At 51.1% G+C, this 26122-nt stretch carries 20 protein-coding genes and 1 other annotated feature; all 20 genes read right to left on the bottom strand.

Going from position 1 to position 26122, the window contains the following annotated elements:
- Positions 1–54: 54 nt before the first annotated feature.
- Positions 55–924: an RNA polymerase sigma-70 factor gene (locus NDK47_RS01475; RefSeq protein WP_251873130.1), complete on the bottom strand. Its 870-nt coding sequence runs from the start codon at positions 922–924 to the stop codon at positions 55–57.
- 221 nt (positions 925–1145) lie between these two features.
- Entirely contained in the window at positions 1146–2336 is a 1191-nt protein-coding gene (gene tuf / locus NDK47_RS01470) for an elongation factor Tu (protein ID WP_251873129.1), read from the bottom strand.
- Between the two features lie 122 nt (positions 2337–2458).
- The gene (gene fusA, locus NDK47_RS01465) at positions 2459–4537 is read right to left on the bottom strand and encodes an elongation factor G (protein WP_251873128.1); all 2079 of its coding nucleotides are present in this window, start codon (positions 4535–4537) and stop codon (positions 2459–2461) included.
- Positions 4538–4606: 69 nt separating this feature from the next.
- Entirely contained in the window at positions 4607–5077 is a 471-nt protein-coding gene (rpsG, locus tag NDK47_RS01460) for a 30S ribosomal protein S7 (RefSeq protein ID WP_251873127.1), read from the bottom strand.
- 53 nt (positions 5078–5130) lie between these two features.
- Entirely contained in the window at positions 5131–5562 is a 432-nt protein-coding gene (gene rpsL / locus NDK47_RS01455) for a 30S ribosomal protein S12 (protein WP_251873126.1), read from the bottom strand.
- A gap of 122 nt (positions 5563–5684) precedes the next feature.
- Entirely contained in the window at positions 5685–5939 is a 255-nt protein-coding gene (locus NDK47_RS01450) for a 50S ribosomal protein L7ae-like protein (protein ID WP_251873125.1), read from the bottom strand.
- Between the two features lie 142 nt (positions 5940–6081).
- The gene (locus NDK47_RS01445) at positions 6082–7671 is read right to left on the bottom strand and encodes an Hsp70 family protein (RefSeq protein ID WP_251873124.1); all 1590 of its coding nucleotides are present in this window, start codon (positions 7669–7671) and stop codon (positions 6082–6084) included.
- A gap of 28 nt (positions 7672–7699) precedes the next feature.
- Entirely contained in the window at positions 7700–9697 is a 1998-nt protein-coding gene (locus NDK47_RS01440; RefSeq protein ID WP_251873123.1) for a hypothetical protein, read from the bottom strand.
- A gap of 6 nt (positions 9698–9703) precedes the next feature.
- Positions 9704–11119, bottom strand: a complete 1416-nt coding sequence (locus NDK47_RS01435) for a phospholipase D-like domain-containing protein (protein ID WP_251873122.1) — start codon at positions 11117–11119, stop codon at positions 9704–9706.
- A complete protein-coding gene (locus NDK47_RS01430; protein WP_251873121.1) occupies positions 11110–14175 on the bottom strand; it encodes a DEAD/DEAH box helicase in 3066 nt (1021 codons plus the stop codon). The genes NDK47_RS01435 and NDK47_RS01430 overlap by 10 nt, the downstream gene beginning before the upstream one ends.
- Positions 14176–14299: 124 nt before the next feature.
- Positions 14300–17950, bottom strand: a complete 3651-nt coding sequence (rpoC, locus tag NDK47_RS01425; protein WP_305883360.1) for a DNA-directed RNA polymerase subunit beta' — start codon at positions 17948–17950, stop codon at positions 14300–14302.
- Positions 17951–17979: 29 nt separating this feature from the next.
- A complete protein-coding gene (rpoB, locus tag NDK47_RS01420; RefSeq protein WP_251873120.1) occupies positions 17980–21519 on the bottom strand; it encodes a DNA-directed RNA polymerase subunit beta in 3540 nt (1179 codons plus the stop codon).
- Between the two features lie 330 nt (positions 21520–21849).
- Positions 21850–22449: a class I SAM-dependent methyltransferase gene (locus tag NDK47_RS01415; protein WP_251873119.1), complete on the bottom strand. Its 600-nt coding sequence runs from the start codon at positions 22447–22449 to the stop codon at positions 21850–21852.
- Between the two features lie 106 nt (positions 22450–22555).
- Entirely contained in the window at positions 22556–22918 is a 363-nt protein-coding gene (gene rplL, locus NDK47_RS01410) for a 50S ribosomal protein L7/L12 (protein ID WP_198828236.1), read from the bottom strand.
- Positions 22919–22999: 81 nt separating this feature from the next.
- On the bottom strand, positions 23000–23515 hold the full coding sequence (gene rplJ, locus NDK47_RS01405; RefSeq protein ID WP_251873118.1) for a 50S ribosomal protein L10: 516 nt from the start codon (positions 23513–23515) through the stop codon (positions 23000–23002).
- Positions 23516–23538: 23 nt separating this feature from the next.
- Positions 23539–23702: a sequence feature (ribosomal protein L10 leader region), on the bottom strand.
- A 47-nt stretch (positions 23703–23749) separates the two neighbouring features.
- Positions 23750–24433 (bottom strand): 50S ribosomal protein L1, encoded by a 684-nt coding sequence (rplA, locus tag NDK47_RS01400; RefSeq protein WP_251873117.1) that lies wholly within the window; start codon positions 24431–24433, stop codon positions 23750–23752.
- A gap of 93 nt (positions 24434–24526) precedes the next feature.
- Positions 24527–24952 (bottom strand): 50S ribosomal protein L11, encoded by a 426-nt coding sequence (gene rplK, locus NDK47_RS01395; protein WP_251873116.1) that lies wholly within the window; start codon positions 24950–24952, stop codon positions 24527–24529.
- Positions 24953–25132: 180 nt separating this feature from the next.
- On the bottom strand, positions 25133–25669 hold the full coding sequence (gene nusG, locus NDK47_RS01390) for a transcription termination/antitermination protein NusG (RefSeq protein WP_198829944.1): 537 nt from the start codon (positions 25667–25669) through the stop codon (positions 25133–25135).
- A 44-nt stretch (positions 25670–25713) separates the two neighbouring features.
- Complete coding sequence (secE, locus tag NDK47_RS01385; RefSeq protein ID WP_251873115.1) at positions 25714–25929, bottom strand: preprotein translocase subunit SecE; 216 nt, start codon at positions 25927–25929, stop codon at positions 25714–25716.
- Between the two features lie 33 nt (positions 25930–25962).
- Positions 25963–26112 carry a 50S ribosomal protein L33 gene (gene rpmG, locus NDK47_RS01380; protein WP_003392018.1) on the bottom strand — a complete coding sequence of 50 codons (150 nt, stop codon included), beginning with the start codon at positions 26110–26112 and terminating at the stop codon, positions 25963–25965.
- Positions 26113–26122: the final 10 nt, after the last annotated feature.

Genomic DNA, 26122 nt, shown 5'->3' with positions numbered 1-26122 from the left:
GGATTGCCTGTCGCTATACTTCAATTTTTTGATTGCCATGATTTAGAAATGGAATCAGAGTTGCCCCGCCCTGTGCAGTTTATCCGGATTCAGGATGGTGTACACCGCAGCAATTTCCCCTTTCCTCTGCCTGATAGTGGTCACACTGTACACCTGATCCCCTTTGTACACAACAATACCTGTCTCCCCATTCACATTGGCAAATTCCTGACGGTAATCAGGCGTTTGTTTTCTTGCGATGCCCAGCAAAAACGCGATGACTCTTTCACTCGTCACAATCGGGCGAATGGCTGCTCTTACTTTACCACCACCATCGGAATACAGGACGACCTCAGGCGACAGCAGTTCCAGCAAGGCTGTGGAATCCTCCGTTTGAATAGCCTTGAGAAAAGATTCTAGCATTGCTCTTTGCTGTTCATTGTCGATTCTTGTCTCAGGCAATTCTTGAGACAGTTTTAGTTTGATGCGACTAAAGATTTTTCGGCAATTTGCTTGCTCTTTTCCGGTAATGTCCTCTATCTCCTCGTACCCAAAATGAAGCACTTCTCTCAGGATAAATATCGCTCTTTCGACAGGGGAGAGCTTTTCCATCACAGCCAGCAGGGCAATCGACAATTGCTCCTGGTGAATCAGCTCATCAATCGGCTCACGGTCCTCTGCCCGAAAGACGATAGGTTCCGGCAACCAGGGCCCCACGTACACTTCCCGTTTTTTTCTTGCTGATCGCAAGAAATCAATGCAGCGATTGGTCAGAATCTTACAAAGCAGAGCCTTACTATTTTCGATACTATGCTGCTGAAATTTCTCCAGTGCCAGAAAGGTATCTTGGACAAGATCCTCTGCATCCGCTACTGTACCCAGCATGCGGTACGCAATGGAGAACAGCAGCGGTTTGTACGTGATATATAGCTGTTGGGTATCCATTTAAGCATCACAGTTCCCTTCCCTCATACTCTCTTTTCTATCCAATCAAACGAGCCCGCGCACCGTTCTTTACAGTCACCATTCACCACTCATTCAACGCTGATACTCCGGTTCCTCTTTTTCCTCACTCCCCCCCATACATGACGATCAAGAACAGTCGGTTGTGACAACATAAAAAAACCCGGCAGCTATAAGCTGTCGGGTTTTTTATTTAAATCGAATTACTCAACGATAGAAGCAACTACGCCCGCACCTACAGTACGGCCACCTTCGCGGATCGCGAAGCGAGTACCTTGTTCCATCGCTACTGGAGCGATCAGTTCAACGGTGAACTCAGTGTTGTCGCCAGGCATTACCATTTCAACGCCTTCTGGCAGTTGGATGATACCTGTAACGTCAGTTGTACGGAAGTAGAACTGTGGACGGTAGTTAGCGAAGAAAGGAGTGTGACGGCCGCCCTCTTCTTTGGACAGAACGTAAACTTCTGCTTTGAACTTGGTGTAAGGCTTAACGGAACCTGGCTTAGACAAGCATTGTCCACGCTCGATGTCTTTACGCTCAACACCACGCAGCAGGGCACCGATGTTGTCACCAGCTTCTGCTTGATCCAGCAGTTTGCGGAACATCTCAACACCAGTTACAGTTGTTGTTTTTGTTTCTTCAGCCAGACCAACGATTTCTACTTGGTCACCAACTTTAACGATACCGCGCTCTACACGACCGGTAGCAACAGTACCACGACCAGTGATCGTGAATACGTCCTCAACTGGCATCAGGAAAGGCTTGTCAGTTGCACGCTCAGGGTTAGGGATGTAGCTGTCAACAGCTTCCATCAGTTCCAGAACGCGTTGTGCCCAATCGCCGGTTGGGTTGTCGAGAGCTTCTTTAGCGGAACCTTTGATTACTGGGATATCGTCGCCTGGGAACTCATATTGAGAGAGCAGGTCGCGGATTTCCATTTCAACCAGTTCCAGAAGTTCTTCATCGTCTACCATGTCGCATTTGTTCATGAATACAACGATGTAAGGAACGCCTACTTGGCGGGACAGCAGGATGTGCTCCCGAGTTTGTGGCATTGGACCATCAGCAGCAGATACTACGAGGATCGCGCCGTCCATTTGAGCAGCACCAGTAATCATGTTTTTCACGTAGTCAGCGTGACCAGGGCAGTCAACGTGAGCATAGTGACGGTTAGCAGTTTCGTACTCAACGTGGGAAGTGTTGATTGTGATACCACGCTCTTTTTCTTCTGGAGCGTTGTCAATGGTGTCATAAGCCATTGCTTGTGCGCCGCCTGCTTGAGCCAATACAGTAGTGATGGCAGCAGTCAGAGTGGTTTTACCGTGGTCAACGTGACCGATTGTACCAATGTTCACGTGCGGTTTATTACGTTCAAATTTTGCTTTTGCCATGATTTGAAACCTCCTTAAATGTTAAGGGTTTTTATAGGGTGAAGAAAGGTCTACTCTATCAAAGGTGTTACCCTAACATATTGTAAACCTTTCTTGTTTCAAGATAAAGCCGATAGCGAAAATTACTCGCCTTTGGATTTCTTGACGATTTCTTCTGCGATGAATTTCGGTACCTCTTCATAATGATCGAGTACCATTGCGTAAGTACCGCGACCTTGGGTACGGGAGCGCAGGATCGTGGAGTAACCAAACATCTCGGACAGCGGTACCATTGCACGGATGACTTGTGCGTTTGCACGAGCTTCCATACCTTCGATACGGCCGCGGCGGGAGTTCAGGTCGCCCATAACGTCGCCCATGTACTCTTCAGGAACAGTAACTTCCACTTTCATGATTGGCTCAAGCAGAGTTGCGCCACATTTTTTCGCTGCTTCTTTCAATGCGAGAGAACCAGCTACTTTAAACGCCATCTCGGAGGAGTCAACATCATGGTAGCTACCATCAACAATAGTTGCTTTGATGTCAACGAGTGGGAAGCCAGCAAGTACACCATTCTTCATGGATTCTTCGATACCTGCTTGGACCGCAGGAATGTATTCCCGTGGTACCACGCCACCGACGATTTTGTTTTCGAATTCGAAGCCTTTGCCTGGCTCAAGCGGAGCGAACTCCACCCAAACGTGACCGTATTGACCACGACCACCGGACTGACGAACGAATTTACCTTCCACTTTAGCTGCATTGCGGAATGTCTCGCGATAAGCAACCTGTGGAGCACCTACGTTCGCTTCTACTTTGAATTCGCGTTTCATACGGTCAACGATGATCTCCAGGTGAAGCTCACCCATACCGGAGATGATGGTTTGACCGGTTTCTTCGTCTGTATGCGTTCTGAAGGTTGGATCCTCTTCAGACAGCTTGGAGAGGGCAACGCCCATTTTGTCCTGGTCTGCCTTGGACTTCGGCTCGATCGCGATATGGATAACCGGATCAGGGAATGTCATGGACTCCAGGATTACCGGTGCTTTCTCATCACAGAGAGTGTCACCAGTTGTGGTGTCTTTCAAACCTACTGCAGCAGCGATATCACCGGAGAAAACGGTTTGGATCTCTTCACGGTGGTTCGCATGCATCTGCAGGATACGTCCTACCCGTTCGCGCTTACCTTTTGTGGAGTTCAGCACATAGGAACCGGAGTTCAGAACACCGGAGTAAACGCGGAAGAAAGTCAGACGACCAACATACGGGTCAGCCATGATTTTGAACGCCAGAGCGGAGAACGGACCGTTGTCATCTGCTGGACGCTCAACTTCGTCTTCGGAGTCAGGAAGAGTACCTTTGATCGCTGGAATGTCGATCGGAGATGGCAGGTACGCAACCACGTTATCCAGCATCGGCTGAACGCCTTTGTTACGATAAGAAGAACCGCACATTACCGGGGTAATTTTGCAATCGATGGTACCTTTGCGCAGAGCCGCACGAATTTCTTCGTTGGTCAACTCTTCGCCTTCGAGGTATTTCATCATCAGTTCTTCATCTTGTTCCGCAGCTGCTTCAACGAGTACCAAACGAAGCTCTTCGCACTTGTCTTTCAGTTCAGCCGGGATTTCAGCTTGGTCAGAAGTTTTGCCCAGGTCATCCGTATAGATGATTGCCTTCATTTCGATCAGGTCAACCATACCTTTGAACTGGTCTTCTGCACCGATTGGATATTGAACCGCTACCGGGTTTGCACCCAGACGCTCGCGGATTTGCTCCAGGCACATATCATAGTTAGCGCCAATGATATCCATTTTGTTGATGTAGCACATACGAGGAACACCATACCGGTCAGCTTGGCGCCAAACGGTTTCGGTCTGAGGCTCAACGCCGCCTTTTGCGTCAAAGACAGTTACAGCACCGTCCAAAACACGAAGGGAGCGCTCAACTTCAACGGTGAAGTCTACGTGGCCAGGCGTATCGATAATGTTGATTCGATGGCCATTCCATTGAGCGGTTGTCGCAGCCGAGGTAATGGTGATACCGCGCTCTTGCTCTTGTTCCATCCAGTCCATGGTTGCAGCACCTTCATGGGTTTCACCAATCTTGTGCACGCGACCGGTGTAGAACAGAATACGCTCAGTGGTGGTCGTCTTACCGGCATCAATGTGTGCCATGATACCGATGTTCCGCGTATTCGCTAAAGAGAACTCGCGAGCCATTGGGTATGCTCCTTCCATACTCGAATGTAAGAATATGCGGGTATCCACTTCGAACACCCGCTTTGAATACTACCAGCGATAGTGTGCAAACGCTTTGTTTGCTTCAGCCATCTTGTGCGTGTCTTCACGCTTTTTCACTGCTGCACCTGTGTTGTTTGCAGCGTCCATAATTTCGTTAGCCAGACGTTGTTCCATGGTTTTCTCACCGCGAGTGCGGGAGTAGTTAACCAACCAACGCAGACCAAGAGTCGTACGGCGCTCAGGTTTTACTTCGATCGGTACTTGGTAGTTTGCACCACCAACACGACGAGCTTTAACCTCCAATACAGGCATTACGTTTTTCAGTGCTTCTTCAAACACTTCCATTGGGTTGCGACCAGTGCGCTCCTGAATAATGTCAAATGCATTGTACAAGAGATTCTGTGCAACACCGCGTTTACCATCCAGCATCAAGCGGTTGATCAGACGAGTAACCAGCTTGCTGTTGTGAATTGGATCAGGCAGTACGTCACGACGGGTTACAGGACCTTTACGTGGCATCGTATTCCCTCCTTCTCATCGAATTTTACGTTTACGCCAGCATCATGCGGCGATTATTTTTTTGCTGCTTGGCCCGGTTTTGGACGCTTCGTACCATATTTGGAACGACCTTGTTTACGGTTGTTCACACCAGCAGTGTCAAGCGCACCACGAACGATGTGATAACGAACCCCTGGCAAGTCTTTTACACGACCGCCGCGAACCAGCACGACGCTATGCTCTTGCAGGTTGTGGCCAATACCACCGATGTAAGCTGTAACCTCGATACCGTTAGTCAAACGCACACGAGCGTATTTACGCAACGCGGAGTTCGGTTTTTTCGGAGTCATGGTACCCACACGAGTGCAGACACCGCGTTTTTGAGGAGAGCTTTGGTTGGTTTGAGCTTTTTTGAAGCTGTTGTACCCCTTTTGCAGAGCTGGGGACTTCGACTTCACAACCTTGTCCTTGCGACCTTTACGCACCAATTGGTTCATTGTAGGCATGGATGTTACCTCCCTTCTTATTACCCAATCTTAAGACCACAGATCCAGGTGAGTCATCTTTGGTCAAATAGAAAGTCTTTGTCAAACGGCCAATCATAAACTGACCGCAAACAAAAACATCGTTAACCACTTTTCTTTATCGCGGCAGTTGCCGCTCCCACTTCTATTCCACACGCTTTTCCTAAACGGCGCATAGAATCGACGTGAATGACTGGCACACCCTTCTCCTTGCAAAGGAGCTCGACTTTATGGGTCAGTCGCTTGTCAGCATCTACTGCGATATAGACCGCTTCTACCTGTTGGTGTTCCACGGCTTTCATCGTCTGTTTGACGCCGATCGTTAGCTCCTTGGCCCGCTCTACTTTTTCATAAGACATGATGCTCATATCCTCCAAAGTACAGATGTCAGGCACACTTGAATATAATATCAGGTGGGCCCGTCAATGTCAACTTTTATCTCGTAAAAATAACGGCACGTCAGCCTAATCCGACGTGCCGTTATTTTCCGTTTCTATTCTATCAAGGAAGTGAAACTTCCTCAACGCCGATTTCTTCTTGAAAGTGATTGTCATAGGCCGTGATCCGCAGCTTTTGTGAGCGATCCAATTCAAATATCAGCTTGATACGGTTTAAATCCTGCATCTTCTGCAGCTGCTTGATTTGCATCCGGTATTTGATTTCTTTTCCCGCTTTGATGATGGGCACAAATTGGCCGCTACCGTCACTGACCATCGGCCTGATTTCGATGCTCTGCTGATACGGCTTCGTCGTGGCAATGCCCACCGTCCTCTTCACCGGAAACTGATCATCGCTCTTGATCATCACAAACGTGCTCTGATCGTAATGGCTGTAGATTCCGTAGCTTTGGTTGACGACATCCGTGACGCGGATCTCTCCCTCCTCTTCGTCGTAACCGTAACCGGCATTTCCGCGGCAAATGCTCGTCTGCATGTATTTGTCCGAACGAATAGTTGCGTTTGGCATGAGCGTCTCGATCAGATCCAGCACATAGGGAACTTTGCTGCTTCCTCCGGACAGAAACACCGTTTCGATCTTCTCCAGGCTGACATCATGCTTCGCAGCCAATTCCTCACCGAGTTCGAGTATCGCTTGCCGAATTTTTCGCCATACGCTCTCTGCCCGTTTTTCAAACTCCTGTTTGGTAAGCAGGACATCCCGGATCCCTACTATATCCATCTGCGGGAGCAAACTTGGAATCGACATGACATACTCATCCCGTCTGCTCAGTTCGATCTTCATCATCTCGGCGAAACGCTTCAGCAGCTTGTACGGAGGCATGTCACGAAACTTTTCCAACCGTTTCTCATCCTGAAAGATGGCCAGATCGAGCTGTTCGCAGACCGGGTTTTTCTGTGCCTTCCCTTGCTCAATAAAGTATTGGATGATGACCTCATCCAGATCGTCTCCAGCGATCTCTATCTTCTTCTTCGCGAGCACATTTCCCTGTCCCCAACCTGAGGCGTCATGGCTATCCTCCCGTTTCATGACCGCCAAATCCAGCGTTCCGCCGCCGAAGTCATAGACGAGGATCAGGTCGGACTGAATCGGTTGCACCTTTTCGTAAAACCAAAGAATGGCGATCGGTTCATCCACAAACCAGATCTTGTGTGGGGAAATCCCCAAACGGCTGCATGCGTGCTCCATCAGATGCTTTTTATCCTCGCCGTATTCTACCGGAATGCTCAAAACCAGCCGCTCGATTTTGTCGACCGGAATTCCGGCGCTGGTCAGCAGTTTCTCGATAAAAATCGAGACCAGCTCTCCCCCGCTGTATACCTGGTTGTCGATTGTCACTTCATAGTCGGGGTTTTTCAGGATACGCCGCTTCAGGGAGGAAATCAACCGGTTCGGATCGACGCGCCCGTCCGCCTGACCTCCGATGGTCACTTCTCCGTTGGGATGGACCGTCAGAGTGGTTCTCATCAATTCTCTTTCTTTGCGTTCATTGTTAAAGCCGCCTTCCAGCTCAAGGCAGCGAGGAACCACGATCTGTTTGCCTCCCAGCTTGCGGGGGTTCTTGATCTCTTCCGGACCGATCACGGCTACTGAACTGTTGGTCGTCCCGAAGTCAATCCCGACGTAGTACATGCTGTCATCCTCCCTATCTCTCTTCCCGTTATATCATTTTCAGTTCCTGGAACATCTGCTGAAGCACATCCTCATTCTGTATCTCGGCCCGAATGACGGCCCGTGACAGGAGGCGAGTCGAGTATTTTTCCTTGATGCCGGGACTCACAAGCTGATAGGACAGGGTTAATCCATTCATCAGAGGTAGCTCGGTTTCATATTCAACCCACTCCGGATGCTCCACGACGATTTGCTCCAACTCGTCGCTGGAAAGAGGCTCTGCCCGCTCGTTCCAGCCAATCCATTCATAATCCCAGCTTACCGCAAGCTGAGACAAACGATATGGTGCAAGTCCGGCAAGCAATGCCTCGCGAATGATCGTGTCCAAATTCTCTCCTGTCAAAAAGGGCCCCAGTTCAGACAGGCGTTCGAAGTCCACGTCCTTGCCTTCTTGCAGCTGAAAAGTCAGGTAACCGACAAGCAAACGCTGCACCTGCTCTCGCCCGACCCAGCCCATGATGTGTTTGTCCTTGCCGCCGTAATGCACATATCTTTGCAACAGGGAAAAATCTTTGATCATACACTCCTGCAAAAGCTCTTTCCCGGTCCGATGATGGTACAGGTATTCAAAATACTGTTTGTATGTTTCGCACAGGCGCACATCCTGCTTCCTGTTCCTGGCCCAATCCTTTCGCAAAAATCCGAGAAGCGTTGCATGCCACTCCAAGATCGGTACAGCGTCCCCCCGCAGTCGTCTTTCCAACCTCTGGGGCGTCCATAACAGCAGCCATTCCTTTTGCTTCTCTGCCAACAACGCATGTTGCTCGGATACACTTGCGGAATTCTCATTCCATTCCTGTGCAAAGGAAGAAATGACAGCATCCCACTGCTCGGACTGTTCCCACCAATGGCGCAGCAGGGCATACAGCTGCTCAGTTCGGGCGGGAGTATCAGCTGTCTCCAGCAGCCAATCCCTGACCGAGTAGCCGGACAACTGCGCGAGCGACATGCTGCGGACAGACGAGGGACTGCTATCCTGCATCAGATAGGAAAAGACCGGCTGCGCCCCTGCCACTTGCTGACAGGTCCGGATAAATAGGAGCGGGTCGGCGTTGTTCTCCAGGGGAATGCGCTCACGGAATGCCGCCAGGGTCGTCTGGTACTGGTTAAATTTGATCAGATCTTCCCGCATTTTCTCCATCAGACCGGGACTCCATTGCTCCAGGTAGGGCAGAATCGGTTCCGCAGGATCAAGCACATGCTTGATTCGCAAGAGATTTCGCATGTGTGTCGTCATCTCTCCGCTGTTTTTTTGGACCATCGTCAACAGCACATGCAAGGCGTGGTCATCCTGAAGTTCCTTCGGCAACGCCAGACCGGACACCTGGTTTTTGACATATTCCATGATCTTGCCTGGTTTGGTATCCGTCCGCCGCAATTGGCGAAGCTCGTCCAGTATCGTCATGATATGCTGCTGCCAACGATCTGCTCCCTCCTCACGAGCTCGGAACGGCTCGGTTTGCATGTGCTTGTACCAGTCGTCTATCTTTTTGGGAGCGAGCGCCATAGTCACTTCCCCGTCCTCATCGGTATTCATCTCCAGCGCTGATTTGATTTGCCGTATCCGCATCCATTCACCGGCATACTGAAGAACCCATGATTCCCATCTCCGCAGACGCTCGACAAACATATACAAGTTTCCCTCATGATACATAGACACTCTGCACAGTCCCTCTGCCAGCATCTGCGAGGAATAAGACTGCGATAGCACGACGGAGGGAATGATGCGGTCATACAGAAGCACGTCCCACGTTACATGATGTTTGCTCAGCGTTTCCTCCCGGCAAGAAAGGGTCTCCCTCTCTTCTTCGGTCGGCGGGATCAGCAGCCACTCCACGAGATCCAGGGGGGACACTTTGTTTTCCTCGCATACCCGAATCAACACTTTACTTTCTTCCTTTAATTCAACGGTAATGCGCGAAAGCTGGTTGAGCTGCAGCGTTTTGAAGTGGTCTACAACTTTCTGTGTCATTCTTTTTGGAGTCACTTGGGATCATCCCCTCCCTTGATTCAATTGGCGCTGTACCATTTTTGAGTATTGCTGGACAACTTCCCGATTCCGGATCATCACACTGGTTTCCGCGACAAATCCCCGTTTGCGGTCCCCCCGGAAAGAGAGCCAGTTATAACTGCCGACCACAACGTAATCACTGTCGCATATGAGGATCTTCTGGTGCGTATTGCCCAGCAGCACCGGGAAAAAGGTAGCATAAGGCAACTGTTTCTTCATATAGGCGATCGTGTCTTCGGTTTGCCTCCGTCGCCGCTCATCTTCATTCGTGTAGCCGTAACCGATCCACAGCTCTCCTTTTCGCTGCAAAAATGCTTCCATATCAGGCAAAAGCTCTCTCACGACCCCTTTCGCCACCCACGGCGAGATGATGATGACCCGCTCACGCCCTAACGCAAAGGATTGCTGCATGACTGCAAAGTGGTCAGTTGTTGTCAGGGGAGTCACCTCCGCCTCCCTGGGAGCAGCTACTTCAACGGGAGAACGTCCGTTTTCCTGCCGTACCTGCTGATGGTGGCTGGTTGGCAGAATGGCTTCATGGCTATCGATTCCACTCAATGGTTCCGGCATCTGCGGGAAAGTGAAAGACGATGCAGATTCTTCCTCTTTAAAAAGTCCATGCGGTTGTTCCTCCATCTTCCAGATGTCCATTCCCGCCTCTGCCATCCTCAGGAGCGGCTCCTCGTATTCCGGCAGCAGTTGATCCCGATCAAACACCTGAAAGCGGTAGGACCGTTCTTCTGTCAGAAAAACCAGCAAGCGCAGTTTTCGGTAATGCGTGCTGACCGAATCCACTCCAACGATCTCGTCCAAAGTCACTTGTCCGGACTCGCCTACTTTTGTTAGCCTGAATTCTTTATAGACCCGGCGAATGTCATGCAACCGATGCGCCACATCAGCAAGTGAAGAAGGAAACGGAAGATAAGGGCGAATCACTTCATCGTCCCCAAACTGCCGTTTACCCGGAGAAACTGTATCCATGGAAAAGTAGTGGTGCACAGCCCCGGTCGTCGCATCCAGCTTTACGGTAAAATGCTCCTCCCGCTGTTTGACAATACGATTTTCTTCCAAAACGCCGCGTCCGCGATCGGTCGGCTTATAAAGGCGGCTGGTCAAAGTGGGAACGACGACGATATACCCCAGCATCTCCAGCTCCCGAAGACCGGATTGCGCCGTCTGCTGGGGTATTCCCAGAAACATGGCCATCTGGTCGAGATGATAGATTCCCTCATGGATCAGTCTGAGCAAAAACCAGGATATAATCTGTACTTCCCCGGGATCTTGCACACGTAAACGCAACTCTAACTGGTAGACGGGAAACCATTTTTCAAAGAAACAGATCAGACGGGCACCGGGGATGGAATCCTCCTGTATTTTAGCCAGCTGTATCAAATCCATCCTTCCGCCTCCGTTCCGTCCAGGACACACCCCATCGGGTGAGCCGCTATTTGCTCGTAAACGATTCGGATAATGCTGTCTGGGCGCAATCGCTTAGCCATAGAGGCACTGCCAACGATTATGAGCTTTTCCCGGGCTCGGGACAAAGTGACATTCATTCTTCGCTCATCTTGCAAGAAGCCGACTTTTTGATCCCCGTTGTTCCGGACCAGGCTATAAATGACGATATCCGCTTCTCTTCCCTGAAACGCATCGACCGAGTCCACCTCTACCTCCAGATGGCGCAGACTCAGACCGCTGAGAGCATTGCGAATCCAGTTCTTCTGCACTGCGTACCCCGTGATGACCGCTACCGACTTTTTGGCCGTTGGGCCCGTCTCCTGCCGGTCCAGCTGCTGCAGGAGCGCAGAGACCATCCTTACTTCCGCCTTGTTCACATATGAGGTTCCCTGCCGCTCTTCATCGGCTTCTGGTTGACCATCCGTATTGAGCCATACCAAGACCGGATTTCCTCGCTCCGATCGTGCCATCTGGTCCTCGCCCGATCCCCCAAGAAGCGGCGTGTCTTTGTAGAAGAGGCGGGAAACCAGATCCGCAATCGCGGGATGCATTCTGTACTGGATGGAGAGCGTCGCCCGATTTGTATCCGATACACGTGCGAACAGCTCCTCAAACAAGCTGGTCTCCATCATTCTCCGGTCATCCTGTGCACTGGCTATTTTTTCGGCCGCTTTGTCGATGACGGGCGGAAGCTGCTTATGATCCCCTACCAAAACCACCCATTTCCCCAGGCTGGCCGGGATCAAAGTTTCTGGCGGTGTCGCTCTCCCCGCCTCATCAATGATGACCCAGTCAAACCGCTGTCCCCATTTGCCGAAGGGAAAAGAGCCCATGCAGGTAGTCCCTACAAGCAAAGGGGACTGGGACAAAAATAAAGGCTTTACGGACTCATTTTGTTGCAAGACGTTTTTCCAGTCATAAAAAATGCCCATGAGCCGATTATACCGATCCGCATCGTATTCATTTTGAATAAATCCCCAAATATTTCCATTCATCTGCTGCTCGACCTGTTCGATCCACGCCATAACGCCGCTGTCCAAACTCCATGGGCGCACGTCTTCACTCATCTTGTCATTTCCGATCCGCACCGTGCGCGGACGTGCTGAAAAAAACCCTGCGTGCCTGTCCATCAACTGAATCACGCGCGTAAACGCATGATCAATCGCTACATTGGACTGGGAAGCGAGCAGGATACGCGAGGCAGGATTTTGGCAAAAAATTTGCAGAATCAATTCCGTAATCCAGGTGGTCTTCCCCGTCCCTGGAGGGCCTTGCAGCAAGAAAAGGGCGTCTGCCCCGAGCGCCGCCTGCAGGGCGCTTTCCTGATCGCGATTCAGCCGCTGGAAAAAATGCTGCTGGGCAGCCGGTTTGGTTGCCGCTTTTTGCGGGTCCAGGATCTGCTCCCTCACCTTTTGCCGAACGTTCGTGCCTGTCCGAAACTGCTGCAGCACTTGACGCTGGCGGGCGAGTTGAATCTGAGCACTCTTGACATACGGATAGCAATCTCCGTAGGAAGGGAGCACCTCCCGGTTCAAGTCTCTCGCCAAATGGACGTACAGCTCTCGCCCGGATTGGCAGATAAACGTACCTGCCAGGTATTCGTGGCTTCCATCGGAGAGCATGATTTCTGTCCCTTCTTCCCAGCCCAACTCCGGCGGCACCTCGGTCATCAGCGTTATCACCAGCTGCGTGGCATCCTCTGTCGCCTCCCATGAAGAGTAGGTAAAGCGTTGTTCTTCCTGCAGGACAGTGAGTTGCAGTTTCAAAATCTCTTCCCAACGCTGAAACTTGTCCCATGCCTGGGATTTTTGCCGGGATTGATCGCGCCGGAACGCCGTTTCTTTCTTGACGGTTTGGAAGAGTGCCTCGCCTTCTCCCTTGGCTTCGTAAAAACGCCACTGAAGGACGCTTGGCTTTGCCATCCGTTTCCAGGATTCCATCCGGATCATACTCATTTCTTCGCAGCGATGCATCACATAATCAGCCGGATGGGATGTACCGGCCAGCAGCAGTTCCCAGCGATACCTCGTCCCCAGCACCTGCAGCACAGGCACACCAAGCTGCTTGTTGTACCTCGATAGCAAGTAGACCCGGCTCTCGGTATCCTCCCGAAACGCCTCTTGCCAGGCGGCGCGGCTTGCGGCCTCGAAAAAGCAAGACCTCCCCTGATCCCATCCGACCGTCACCAGCATTCCGTCGATACGTTCGGAAAAGTATTGCGCCGCCAGCTGCTGAATTCCGCGCAACGAATGGTCTTTGGAAAACGAAACGAGCGCATACAGTACCTGAAACAAAATCGGATCGCACTCGCTCTGGAGCTGAATGATATCCATGTCATCAGCCGGTCTCTCTCTGCCAGGAAAGAGCAGCGAAAAAAGCAAATCTGCCAAAAACAAGGCATCGTCAGCTGGCTGGCGGTACGAACGTGTCGTGCCAGGGCCGTAAATCGACTCACCCGGTTCGGAGGACAGCAAAAATGTCTGCTCAAACCTCCACAATAAAAATGCCGGAAAAAAGAACGGCGAATGCCCTTTTCTGCCCGTGTATATGTATACATTTTCCCTGTTTAATCCCCCGGAGTAGAGGTGCAGTTGATGAAGCTCGCTTACCGCCTGCAAAAGGTCCATCCACTTTTTGTAGGCCGTGTCAAACGAATTGGGATGACGTCCACTTGAAAATGCTTCTGCCCATGACATGTACTCCTGGTTCCATTCCATCGTGACATAAAAAAAGTGGGTCCCCGCCGCGTCGTCTCTTTCTTCGCCGTACGCGTATAATGGGGCATAGCCACAACTGTCCAGTTGCTGCATCCAGTCTATATTCATATAAAAATCATTCCAGGCTGTTTGATAATCCTGACTTGGGTCCAAAGCAAACTTGAACACCAGCAGTCGTTTACCGCTCTCATGGTGGAGTATCTCTGCTTCCGTAAACCGCGGCATTTGTCGGTGAATTCTGATGACTTCGCATGTTTGCAACCAACCTGTCTTCTGCATGCCAGTTCTCCTATGACTATAGTCTCCCTACTATGCTTCGCTTTACATTATCACAGAAAGAAATGGAAAAGAAAATACCCTCCCGAGATGATGCTCAAGGAGGGTACGTTCATTTCAAAACGAGTTATGAGAGGGTTCCTACACGGACTGCGCCTTCGTCTTCACCGACGCGCACAGCACCTTCGGCTTCCCTGTTCTCTTCGTAATCAGCACGCGACTGAACCTTGATGTTGCGGTAACGGGACATACCGGTACCTGCTGGAACCAGCTTCCCGATAATCACGTTCTCTTTCAGGCCGAGCAGACGGTCTACCTTGCCTTTGATTGCCGCGTCTGTCAGGACACGTGTCGTCTCCTGGAAGGACGCTGCAGAGAGGAAGGAGTCTGTTTCCAGAGAAGCCTTGGTGATCCCCAGCAGAACGGGACGGCCCACCGCAGGGCTTTTGCCTTCCATAAAGGCTTTGGCGTTTGCTTGCTCAAACTCATGCACTTCTACATAAGAACCTGGCAAGAGATCGGTTTCGCCGCTGTCGATGACTCTCAGCTTGCGCAGCATCTGACGGATCATAACCTCGACGTGCTTGTCGTTAATTTCTACCCCTTGCATACGGTACACTTTTTGTACCTCTTGCAGGATGTAGTTGGATACACCGCGCTGACCGCGTACCTTGAGCATTTCTTTCGGGTCAACAGAACCCTCGGTCAGCTCGTCACCGGCGCTCAGCTTGGTTCCGACCGCTACCTTGATACGGGAGCCGTACGGTACGGCGTACACTTTGTTTTCCGCCTCACCGCGAACTTCGATCTCACGGCGATCCTTGCCTTCACGAATATCGATAACTTCCCCGTCGATTTCGGAAATAACGGCTTGCCCTTTCGGATTGCGCGCCTCAAACAACTCTTGAATACGCGGCAAACCTTGGGTAATATCGTCACCCGCAACCCCACCGGTATGGAAGGTACGCATCGTCAACTGAGTACCTGGCTCCCCGATGGACTGTGCAGCGATGATACCAACTGCTTCGCCGATCTCCACCTCGTCGCCTGTCGCCAGGTTGCGTCCATAGCAGCGTTTGCACACGCCATGGCTGGTGCGGCAAGCCAGTACGTTGCGGATATAAACCTCGGTAATGCCAGCCTTTTCAATGACTTCGGCAATTTCCTCAGTGATTTCTTCATTGCGCCCGATGATGACTTCACCGGTCTCCGGATGACGGACGGTCTCGAAGCAGGTGCGCCCAATCAGGCGGTCGATCAGCTTCTCGATCTCTTCCTTGCCATCCTTAATGGCCGTAACACGGATACCTTTGTCTGTACCGCAATCGATTTCGCGGACGATCACGTCTTGGGCCACGTCTACCAGACGACGGGTCAGATAACCCGAGTCGGCTGTACGCAGGGCCGTATCGGCAAGACCTTTCCGCGCACCGTGCGTGGAGATAAAGTACTCCAATACGGTCAGACCTTCACGGAAGTTCGATTTGATCGGCAGCTCGATGATTCGCCCAGATGGGTTTGCCATCAGTCCGCGCATTCCTGCAAGCTGCGTAATCTGCGATACGTTACCACGGGCACCGGAGTTGGCCATCATGTAAATCGCATTGAATTTATCCATGGACTTCATCAGTACTTCGGTTACCTCGTCCTTCGCCTTGGACCAGATGGAGATCACTCGGTCATAGCGCTCATCTTCGGTAATCAAACCGCGGCGGTATTGCGCCATAACGGTTTGGACCTTCTGATCAGCCTCATCGAGAATATCCTTCTTCTGCTCAGGAACGACGATGTCCGCAACCGCGATGGTGATCCCGGCTTTGGTCGAGTACATGAAGCCCAGTTCTTTGATTTTGTCCAGAATCTTCGAGGTTTCCATTGTTCCAAAGCGGCGGAAGCACTCGGAGATGATTGTTCCCAGGAAGCCCTTTTTCACGGCGCCTTGATCTGGGAGATTCGCGATAAACTCTTTTACGTTAACGCCTTTATCAAAGATAAAGTAATCGTTCGGTACGCCTTTTTGCAGATTGCCTTTTGTCGGAACGTTGATAAACGGCAGATCTGGCGGGAAGATTTCGTTGAAAATCAGCTTCCCTACGGTCGTCACGAAGAGTGCATTGCGCTGTTCTTCAGTAAAGCTGTCTTTGTTCAGCTCTTTTGCCGGCAGGGCAATCCGGGTATGCAAGCTGATGAACCCGTTTTGATACGAAGCGATGGCATCGTGCGGATCGCGGTATACGGTACCTTCCCCGATATCTCCCTCGCGCTCCAGGGTCAAATAGTACGAACCGAGTACCATGTCCTGAGAAGGAGTTACAACCGGTTTACCGTCTTTCGGGTTCAGGATGTTTTGCGCCGCCAGCATGAGGATGCGGGCTTCCGCCTGCGCCTCAGCGGAAAGCGGCACGTGTACCGCCATCTGGTCACCGTCAAAGTCGGCGTTGTATGCCGTACAAACCAGCGGATGCAGACGGATCGCACGGCCCTCAACGAGTACCGGTTCGAACGCCTGGATACCCAGACGGTGCAGGGTGGGGGCGCGGTTCAAGAGCACCGGGTGTTCGCGGATGACGTCTTCGAGTACATCCCACACCTCAGGCTGAACGCGCTCTACCTTGCGCTTCGCGCTCTTGATATTGTGCGCGAGGCCTTTGGCCACCAGTTCTTTCATCACAAATGGCTTGAACAGCTCCAGCGCCATTTCCTTCGGCAGACCGCACTGGTACATCTTCAGGTTTGGTCCGACTACGATAACGGAACGACCGGAGTAGTCAACACGTTTACCCAGCAGGTTTTGACGGAAACGTCCCTGTTTCCCTTTCAGCATGTGGCTGAGGGATTTCAATGGACGGTTGCCCGGACCTGTAACCGGACGGCCGCGACGACCGTTATCAATCAATGCGTCCACTGCTTCCTGCAGCATCCGCTTTTCGTTTTGCACGATGATGTCCGGTGCGCCGAGCTCAAGCAGGCGCTTCAGACGGTTATTCCGGTTGATTACGCGACGATACAGGTCATTGAGGTCAGAGGTTGCAAAGCGGCCCCCGTCCAGCTGTACCATCGGACGCAGCTCCGGCGGAATGACCGGCAGCACATCCAGAACCATCCAGTCAGGACGGTTGCCGGAGTTGCGGAATGCCTCCAGCACTTCCAAACGCTTGATCGCGCGGTTGCGGCGTTGGCCTTGTGCTGTTTTCAGGTCTTCCTTCAGCGTTTCCACTTCTTTTTCCAGATCGATTTCCTGAAGCAGACGCTTGATCGCCTCTGCACCCATCATCGCTTGGAAAGAGTGGCCGTATTTTTCCCGGTAGTTGCGGTATTCCTTTTCAGACAACAGCTGCTTTTTATCAAGCGGTGTGTCGCCCGGATCGGTTACCACGTAGGATGCAAAATAGATGACTTCCTCGAGAGAGCGCGGCGACATGTCCAGGACAAGACCCATGCGGCTCGGGATGCCTTTGAAATACCAGATGTGAGAGACTGGGGCAGCCAGTTCGATATGCCCCATCCGCTCACGGCGAACTTTAGCGCGGGTTACTTCCACACCGCATCGATCACACACAACGCCTTTGTAACGAACGCGTTTGTATTTTCCGCAATGACACTCCCAGTCCTTGGTCGGACCGAAGATGCGTTCACAGAACAAACCGTCCTTCTCCGGCTTCAGTGTGCGGTAGTTGATCGTTTCCGGCTTCTTCACTTCCCCGAAGGACCAAGAGCGAATCTTGTCCGGGGAAGCCAGGCCGATCTTCATATATTCGAAGTTGTTCACGTCTATCACAGGGCGTTACCTCCCTTTGTACCGGAATCTTACTCGTCGTCCAAGCTTCCGCCTTCAAGTACGAGGTTCAGCTTTTCGCCGTTGCCCTCGTCCTCTTCTTCCATTTCACGCATTTCAATTTCCTGCTCGTCTTCGGACAGGATTTTCACGTCCATACCCAAGCTTTGCAGTTCCTTGATGAGAACCTTGAAGGACTCAGGAACACCTGGCTCCGGCACGTTTTCCCCTTTGACGATCGCTTCGTAGGTCTTCACACGACCAACGACGTCGTCCGACTTGACAGTAAGAATCTCTTGCAGGGTGTAGGCGGCACCGTATGCTTCCAGCGCCCAAACCTCCATCTCCCCGAAACGCTGACCACCGAATTGGGCTTTCCCACCCAGCGGCTGCTGCGTAACGAGCGAGTACGGACCAGTAGAACGGGCGTGGATCTTGTCGTCTACCAAGTGAGCCAGCTTCAGCATGTACACGCAGCCCACCGTTACACGGCGGTCAAACGGTTCACCTGTGCGGCCATCGTACAGAATGGTTTTTCCGTCGCGGTCGAGACCAGCTTCTTCGAGCGTCTCGAACACATCCTCCTGGCGTGCTCCATCAAATACCGGCGTCGCTACATGGATACCGAGCATTTTCGCAGCCATACCCAGATGCGTCTCCAGCACCTGTCCGATGTTCATCCGGGACGGAACGCCCAGCGGATTGAGCACGATTTCGACAGGAGAGCCATCCGGCAGGAACGGCATATCTTCCTCAGGCATGATCCGGGCAATAACCCCTTTGTTACCATGTCGGCCGGCCATTTTGTCACCCACGGAGATTTTCCGTTTTTGAGCGATGTAGACACGAACGAGCTGGTTCACGCCTGGCGGCAATTCATCACCGTTTTCACGAGTGAATACTTTCACGTCGACAACGATACCAGAACCACCATGCGGCACACGGAGGGATGTATCGCGGACTTCACGAGCTTTTTCACCGAAGATGGCATGGAGCAAGCGCTCTTCCGCCGTCAGCTCGGTAACCCCTTTTGGTGTTACCTTACCCACGAGAATATCGCCATCTTGAATCTCTGCCCCGACGCGAACAATACCGCGCTCGTCGAGATTCTTCAGCGCCTCTTCCCCGACGTTTGGAATGTCGCGGGTAATCTCTTCCGGCCCCAGCTTGGTATCGCGGGCTTCGGACTCGTATTCTTCGATATGAATCGAGGTGTACACGTCATCCTTCACCAGTTTTTCACTGAGCAGGATGGCATCCTCGTAGTTGTACCCTTCCCAGGTCATAAACGCAACAATGACGTTGCGGCCGAGTGCCAGTTCGCCCTTTTCCGTGGACGGACCGTCACCGATGATGTCACCCTTCTCTACCCAGTCGCCTTTTTGAACGATCGGACGCTGGTTGACGCAGGTGCCCTGGTTCGAACGGATAAATTTGTGCATTTTATATTTGTCGATATCGCCGGCTACTTTTTTGCCGTCGATCTCTTTATAGCGGCGCACCCAGATTTCACGTGCAGTTACACGCTCTACCTGACCCGGGTGTTTGGCTACGATGGCCACACCGGAGTCTTGCGCTGCTTTATGCTCCATACCGGTACCGACAAACGGCGCTTGCGGAATCAGTAGCGGAACGGCCTGCCGCTGCATGTTGGAACCCATCAGTGCGCGGTTGGCGTCGTCGTTCTCCAGGAACGGAATCAACGCGGTCGCTACTGAAACAACTTGCTTTGGAGATACGTCCATATAATCGACCTTGTCGCGAGGAACACTCAGGATATCGCCTTTGCGTCGGCAAATAACCATATCGTTGTGGAAACGTCCATTATCGTCGAGAGGCTGGTTTGCCTGAGCGACGTTGAACACATCTTCCTCGTCCGCTGTCAGGTAGACGATTTCGTCCAGTACGAAGCCCGTCTCCGGGTCAATCTTCCGTCGAGGAGTCTCAATGAAACCATAATCATTGATTCTCGCAAAGGAAGACAGGGAGTTGATCAGCCCGATGTTCGGACCCTCGGGCGTCTCAATCGGACACATGCGGCCATAGTGAGAGTGGTGAACGTCACGCACTTCAAAGCCAGCACGCTCACGAGTCAAACCGCCGGGACCGAGTGCGGAGAGACGACGTTTGTGCGTCAGCTCAGCAAGCGGGTTGGTCTGATCCATGAACTGGGACAGCTGGGAGCTTCCGAAGAACTCCTTGATCGCTGCGATTACCGGACGGATGTTGATCAGCGCTTGCGGCGTGATCTGGTTTTGGTCCTGAATCGACATGCGCTCGCGAACCACGCGCTCCATACGGGACAGACCGATGCGGAACTGGTTCTGCAAGAGCTCTCCGACAGAACGCAGGCGGCGGTTGCCCAGGTGGTCGATATCATCCGTGGAACCAACGCCATGGAGCAGGTTCATGAAATAGTTGATCGCCGCGACGATGTCAGCCGGCGTAATATGTTTGAAGGATTTGTCTACATTTCCGTTTCCGATGACCTTGATGACTTTGCCGTCGTCAAGCGGAGAGAAAATGTTGATGGATTGCAGACGGATCGATTCCTCTTCCAGAACGCCGCCATGCGTGCGGACATCCAGGTATGCAACGCGATCTTCCAGCAAAGGAAGAATGCGGTCCAGGATACGACGGTCAATCATTTGACCGGCATCTGCAATGATTTCACCTGTACTCGGGTCTACCAACGACTCAGCCAATCGTTGATTGTAAAGACGATTTTTCAGGTGAAGCTTCTTGTTCATTTTATAACGCCCTACAGAAGCCAGATCGTACCGCTTCGGATCGAAGAAACGAGAAATCAAGAGACTCTTCGCGTTCTCCACTGTCGGCGGCTCACCCGGACGCAGACGCTCGTAGATTTCGATAAGCGCCTTTTCCGTAGAATCGGTATTGTCTTTTTCCAGCGTATTTTTGATATACTCGTCCTCACCCAGCAGGTTCAGAATCTCGATGTCGGAACCAAAGCCAAGTGCGCGCAAAAGAACCGTTACCGGGATTTTACGGGTACGGTCAATACGGACGTAAATGACGTCCTTCGCATCCGTTTCCAGCTCCAGCCATGCACCACGGTTTGGAATAACGGTAGCTGTAAAGGTCTGCTTCCCGTTTTTGTCCACTTTGGTGTTGTAATAGACACTGGGGGAACGAACAAGCTGGCTGACAATGACACGCTCAGCCCCATTAATAATGAAGGTTCCCGTTTCGGTCATGAGCGGAAAATCGCCCATGAAGACTTCTTGTTCCTTCACTTCGCCCGTCTCTTTGTTAAGCAAACGGACCTTCACGCGCAGAGGCGCTGCATAGGTGACGTCACGTTCTTTCGACTCGTCCACGTCATACTTGGGCTCACCCAAGCTGTAATCGATAAATTCCAGCACGAGATTACCAGTGAAGTCCTGAATGGGAGAAATGTCTTGAAACATCTCTCTCAAACCTTCGTCCAGGAACCACTGATAAGACTTTTGCTGAATCTCGATCAGATTTGGAAGGCCCAGCACTTCGTTAATACGCGAATACGTACGACGCTGGCGGTGTCGGCCACTTTGAACTACTTTACCTGCCAACTTATTCACCCCTCAGGTTGTGTTTTCACACATAAAAAACTGGGCATCCGGTAAGCTTTCTCAGCTAACGAATACCTTCGTGCGCAAAAATAAAAATGGGTTAAAGCAGTATCACCATTTTTAACCCAGAGGAAATCTATTTTATAAGAATTCCCATGTTTTTACACTGTCATTCCTCCCATGTATAAAAAAGAAGAAAATCAGTTTGGACACTGGGAACTGCTGAAAAATAGACATTGATCCCATATTGACATTTTATAATTCTACCACATTGAAATATGCACGTCAAGCGCTTTTTTTCATGGAAATCAATTCGTTTCCTTGGAGTCGTTAAGACTTTTTGGCGCGGTAGATGTAGTAGCCCTTCTTTTTGTCCACCTCTTCGACTTCCTGATAGACCTCTTGCAGCTTTCGCAGAGCAGATGGCGCTCCCTGCTTTTTCTGTATCACTACCCACATCTCCCCACCTTCACGCAGAAGCTCATAGCCTTCCGTAAAAATGCGGTGAACAATCTCTTTGCCTGCACGAATCGGTGGATTGGTCAATATCACATCGAATACGCGGCCCTGGACTGCACTGTAGACATCGCTCACCAGGATCTCGACGTTGGAAATGCCGTTTACCCGGGCATTTCGCTTTGCCAGTTCAACTGCGCGTTCATTGACATCAATCATGGTCACATGCCCGTCTTTCGCCAGTTTGGCTGCGGTCAATCCCATTGGACCATAGCCGCACCCCACATCCAATACGTCGGCGGCAGCATCCAGCTCCATCGTCTCAATCAACAGTTGGCTGCCAAAATCAACCCGGTCACGGGAAAAGACGCCGGCATCTGTGATAAAGCGAAGGTCATACCCGCGTAGTGTAAAGGTAAATTCCTGTTCATCATGTTCCGCACCTGGGCGGCTCGTGTAGTAGTGATCTGCCACGTATGGCCCACCTTTCCTCGATCGGTAGGAATAAATGCTTGGACGTTTCTGTACAGAAAATCCCCCTGCCTCAGGCAAGGGGATGTATCCGCTTTGGGAAGCTAACTTACTTTACTTCTACAGTTGCGCCAGCTTCTTCGAGTTTTGCTTTCAAAGCTTCTGCTTCGTCTTTGGAAACGCCCTCTTTCAGAGCTTTTGGAGCGTTGTCTACCAGGTCTTTTGCTTCTTTCAGACCCAGACCAGTCAGTTCGCGAACAACTTTGATTACGTTGATTTTGGAAGCGCCGCCGCTTACCAGAGTTACAGTGAATTCAGTTTGCTCAGCAGCAGCTTCAGCAGCGCCACCAGCAACTACAGCTACAGGAGCTGCTGCAGTTACGCCGAATTCTTCTTCAATTGCTTTCACCAGGTCGTTCAGTTCGAGAACGGACATACCTTTAATTGCTTCCAAGATTTGCTCTTTGCTCATCTTATAGTCCTCCCATTCATGGAAAAGTGTTTGTGATCAATCGATCAGATAACGCTTTGGGCTTGGTCGCCTTTCAGCAACTTACGCGCCTTGACCTTCTTTTTGCTCGGAAACTGCTTTGACTGCCAGTGCGAAGTTGCGAACTGGAGCTTGCAGTACACTGAGAAGCATGGACAGGAGACCTTCGCGGGAAGGCAGTGCTGCCAGCGCTTTGATTTCATCAGCGCCCACTACTTTTCCTTCGATTACGCCACCTTTGATTTCCAGCTTATCGTTTTTCTTCGCAAATTCAGCGATGATTTTCGCCGGAGCGATTACATCGTCAGCGGAGAACGCGATCGCGTTCGGGCCAGTCAGATACTGATCCAGCTCAGTCAGGTTCTCCTTCGCTGTTGCGAGTCGAGTCAGTGTGTTTTTCAAAACTACGAATTCAATTCCTGCTTCGCGCAGTTGTTTACGCAGTTCGGTTACTTGCGCTACGTTCAGGCCGCGGTAGTCAGCTACTACAGTAGTCTGGCTAGTACGCAGTTTCGTAGCGATTTCATTCACCGCTTGTACTTTCTCTTCACGAATAACGGTTGGACGAATTTCTGCCAATGGTTACACCTCCCGTGCTCTTTCCTGAAAAAAGAGAATGCCCTCGCAGATTCATACGAGGGCATAATGTGTATGGTCAAAGATCTTAAACAGATCCTCTATCCGTTTCATTACACGCCTCGGAGGGATATTAAGCAGGGCCTTACAGCGCTGCACCTTCTGTCTACGGCATGGCATATTCTTTTCATCAACAGCAACTATCTTATCAACTTCCACACAGGAAGTCAACTATCATTATTTTACAGCTACGCGCACACCAGGTCCCATAGTGGAGCTGATGGATACATTTTTCATGTAAACGCCTTTCGCTGCAGCCGGTTTCGCACGGTTCAGTGCATCAGTCAACGTTGCGAGGTTTTCAGCCAGCTTTTCGGCATCAAAGGAAACCTTTCCGATTGGCGCGTGGATGTTACCTGCTTTGTCAACGCGGTACTCAATTTTACCCGCTTTGATTTCGTTAACCGCTTTGGTTACATCAAATGTAACGGTACCGGTTTTCGGGTTTGGCATGAGGCCTTTCGGACCGAGTACGCGACCCAGTTTCCCTACTTCACCCATCATGTCAGGGGTAGCTACGACTACGTCAAAGTCGAACCAGCCGCCTTGAATTTTAGCGATCATATCTGCATCGCCTACATAATCAGCACCAGCAGCTTCTGCTTCTTTCGCTTTTTCGCCTTTTGCGAAAACGAGAACGCGTTGTACTTTACCAGTACCATGCGGCAGAACTACTGCACCGCGGATTTGTTGGTCAGCACGCTTCGGGTCTACGCCCAAACGGAAAGCTGCTTCCACGGATTCATCAAATTTTGCAGAAGCTGCTTTCTTTACCAGCTCAATGCCTTCTGCAACTTCGTATACTTTGTTCTTGTCAATCAGCTTCGCAGCCTCTTGGTACTTCTTGCCACGTTTTGCCATGTTTTGAAATCTCCCTTCAATGTGGTCGTAGCGGTTTCATCCTCCCACAAACAAGGGGCACATCTCGTGTACCCCTCCTTACAACAAAGACAATTAGTCTTCAATCACGATACCCATCGAACGAGCAGTACCTTCGATCATGAGCATAGCCGCTTCCACGGATGCTGCATTCAGGTCAGGACGCTTCAGTTCAGCGATTTCGCGCACTTTGTCGCGCTTCAGGGTAGCTACCTTCGTCTTGTTCGGCACGCCGGAACCAGACTCGATACCAGCAGCTTTTTTCAACAGAACAGCAGCCGGTGGAGTTTTCGTGATGAACGTAAAGGAACGGTCTTCAAAAACGGTGATTTCTACCGGAATGATCATTCCCACTTCGCTCTCTGTGCGAGCGTTGAATTCTTTACAGAATCCCATGATGTTTACACCAGCTTGACCGAGGGCCGGACCTACTGGAGGTGCAGGATTTGCTTTACCTGCCGGGATTTGTAATTTAATTACGCGGATAACCTTCTTAGCCACGTAAGACACCTCCTTACTTCACATGTGGTTATTACGGGGGAATGCCCCCTCCCACCTTTTTGCCGAAAGCCTTATGTAGACTTTCCATCTATAGTGAGAGTGCAAGAAACCCCTTATGATTGGGGATATAAGAAACAACAAGAAATTTACCACATAGCGTGGCAGTTTTCAAGATGAATCCTAATCCAATTTTTGAATCTGCGTAAAGTCCAACTCGACAGGCGTCTCGCGGCCAAAGATATCGACCAGTACGCGCACCTTTTGTCGGTCGGGATGAATCTCGATAATCTCTCCGGTACGGCTGGAGAACGGACCATCCGTCACGCGCACCATGTCGCGGAGATCAAAGTCCACTTTGATTTTGGGAATTTCAATCCCCATCTGGCGGAGGATTGTATCGGCCTCTTCAGGACGAAGCGCTGTCGGTTTTGAACCCGCGCCCGTGGATCCAACAAAGCCGGTAACCCCAGGGGTGTTTCGCACGACATACCAAGAGTCGTCCGTCATCACCATTTCAACAAGGACATATCCAGGAAAGACTTTTTTCGTGACTGTGCGCTTCTTGCCGTCTTTCGTCTCCACCTCTTCTTCAGTGGGTACGAGAACGCGGAAGATCTTGTCTTCCATGCCCATCGACTCAACGCGCTTTTCCAGATTTGTCTTTACCTTGTTTTCATAACCCGAGTACGTATGAACCACATACCATGCTTTTTCCATATCCACAAGGACGTTATCCGTCCGTCCCTCCTAGGCTTGCAAAGTTACTTTCCTAAAATCAAATCAATTACGCGCGAGATCCCCAGATCAATGACAAAGAAGAAAATAGCCAGCAGCGTAACCGTAATGAGAACGACGACCGTGTAGGTGGTCAACTCTTTCCGGTTCGGCCAGCGGACCTTCTTCAGTTCTGATCTCACATCACCGAAAAATTCACCAGTTCGGCGAAAACTGGCTCCGATTCTTGCTAGGAAACCCATTGTGCCACCCCCAGACTTCGTCGCTTCCATTCATTACTTCGTTTCGCGATGAAGGGTTTGCTTCTTGTCACGGGAGCAATACTTTTTCAACTCGACACGCTCAGTAGTCGTGCGCTTGTTTTTCGTGGAGATATAGTTACGCTCGCCACACTCTGTGCACGCCAACGTGATGTTTACTCGCATTTATTGCCAC

It is taken from the genome of Brevibacillus ruminantium (assembly GCF_023746555.1).
Lineage (GTDB): Bacteria > Bacillota > Bacilli > Brevibacillales > Brevibacillaceae > Brevibacillus > Brevibacillus ruminantium.
The sequence above is the reverse complement of the archived record's forward strand: the minus strand, read 5'-3'. Positions and strand labels throughout refer to the sequence as shown.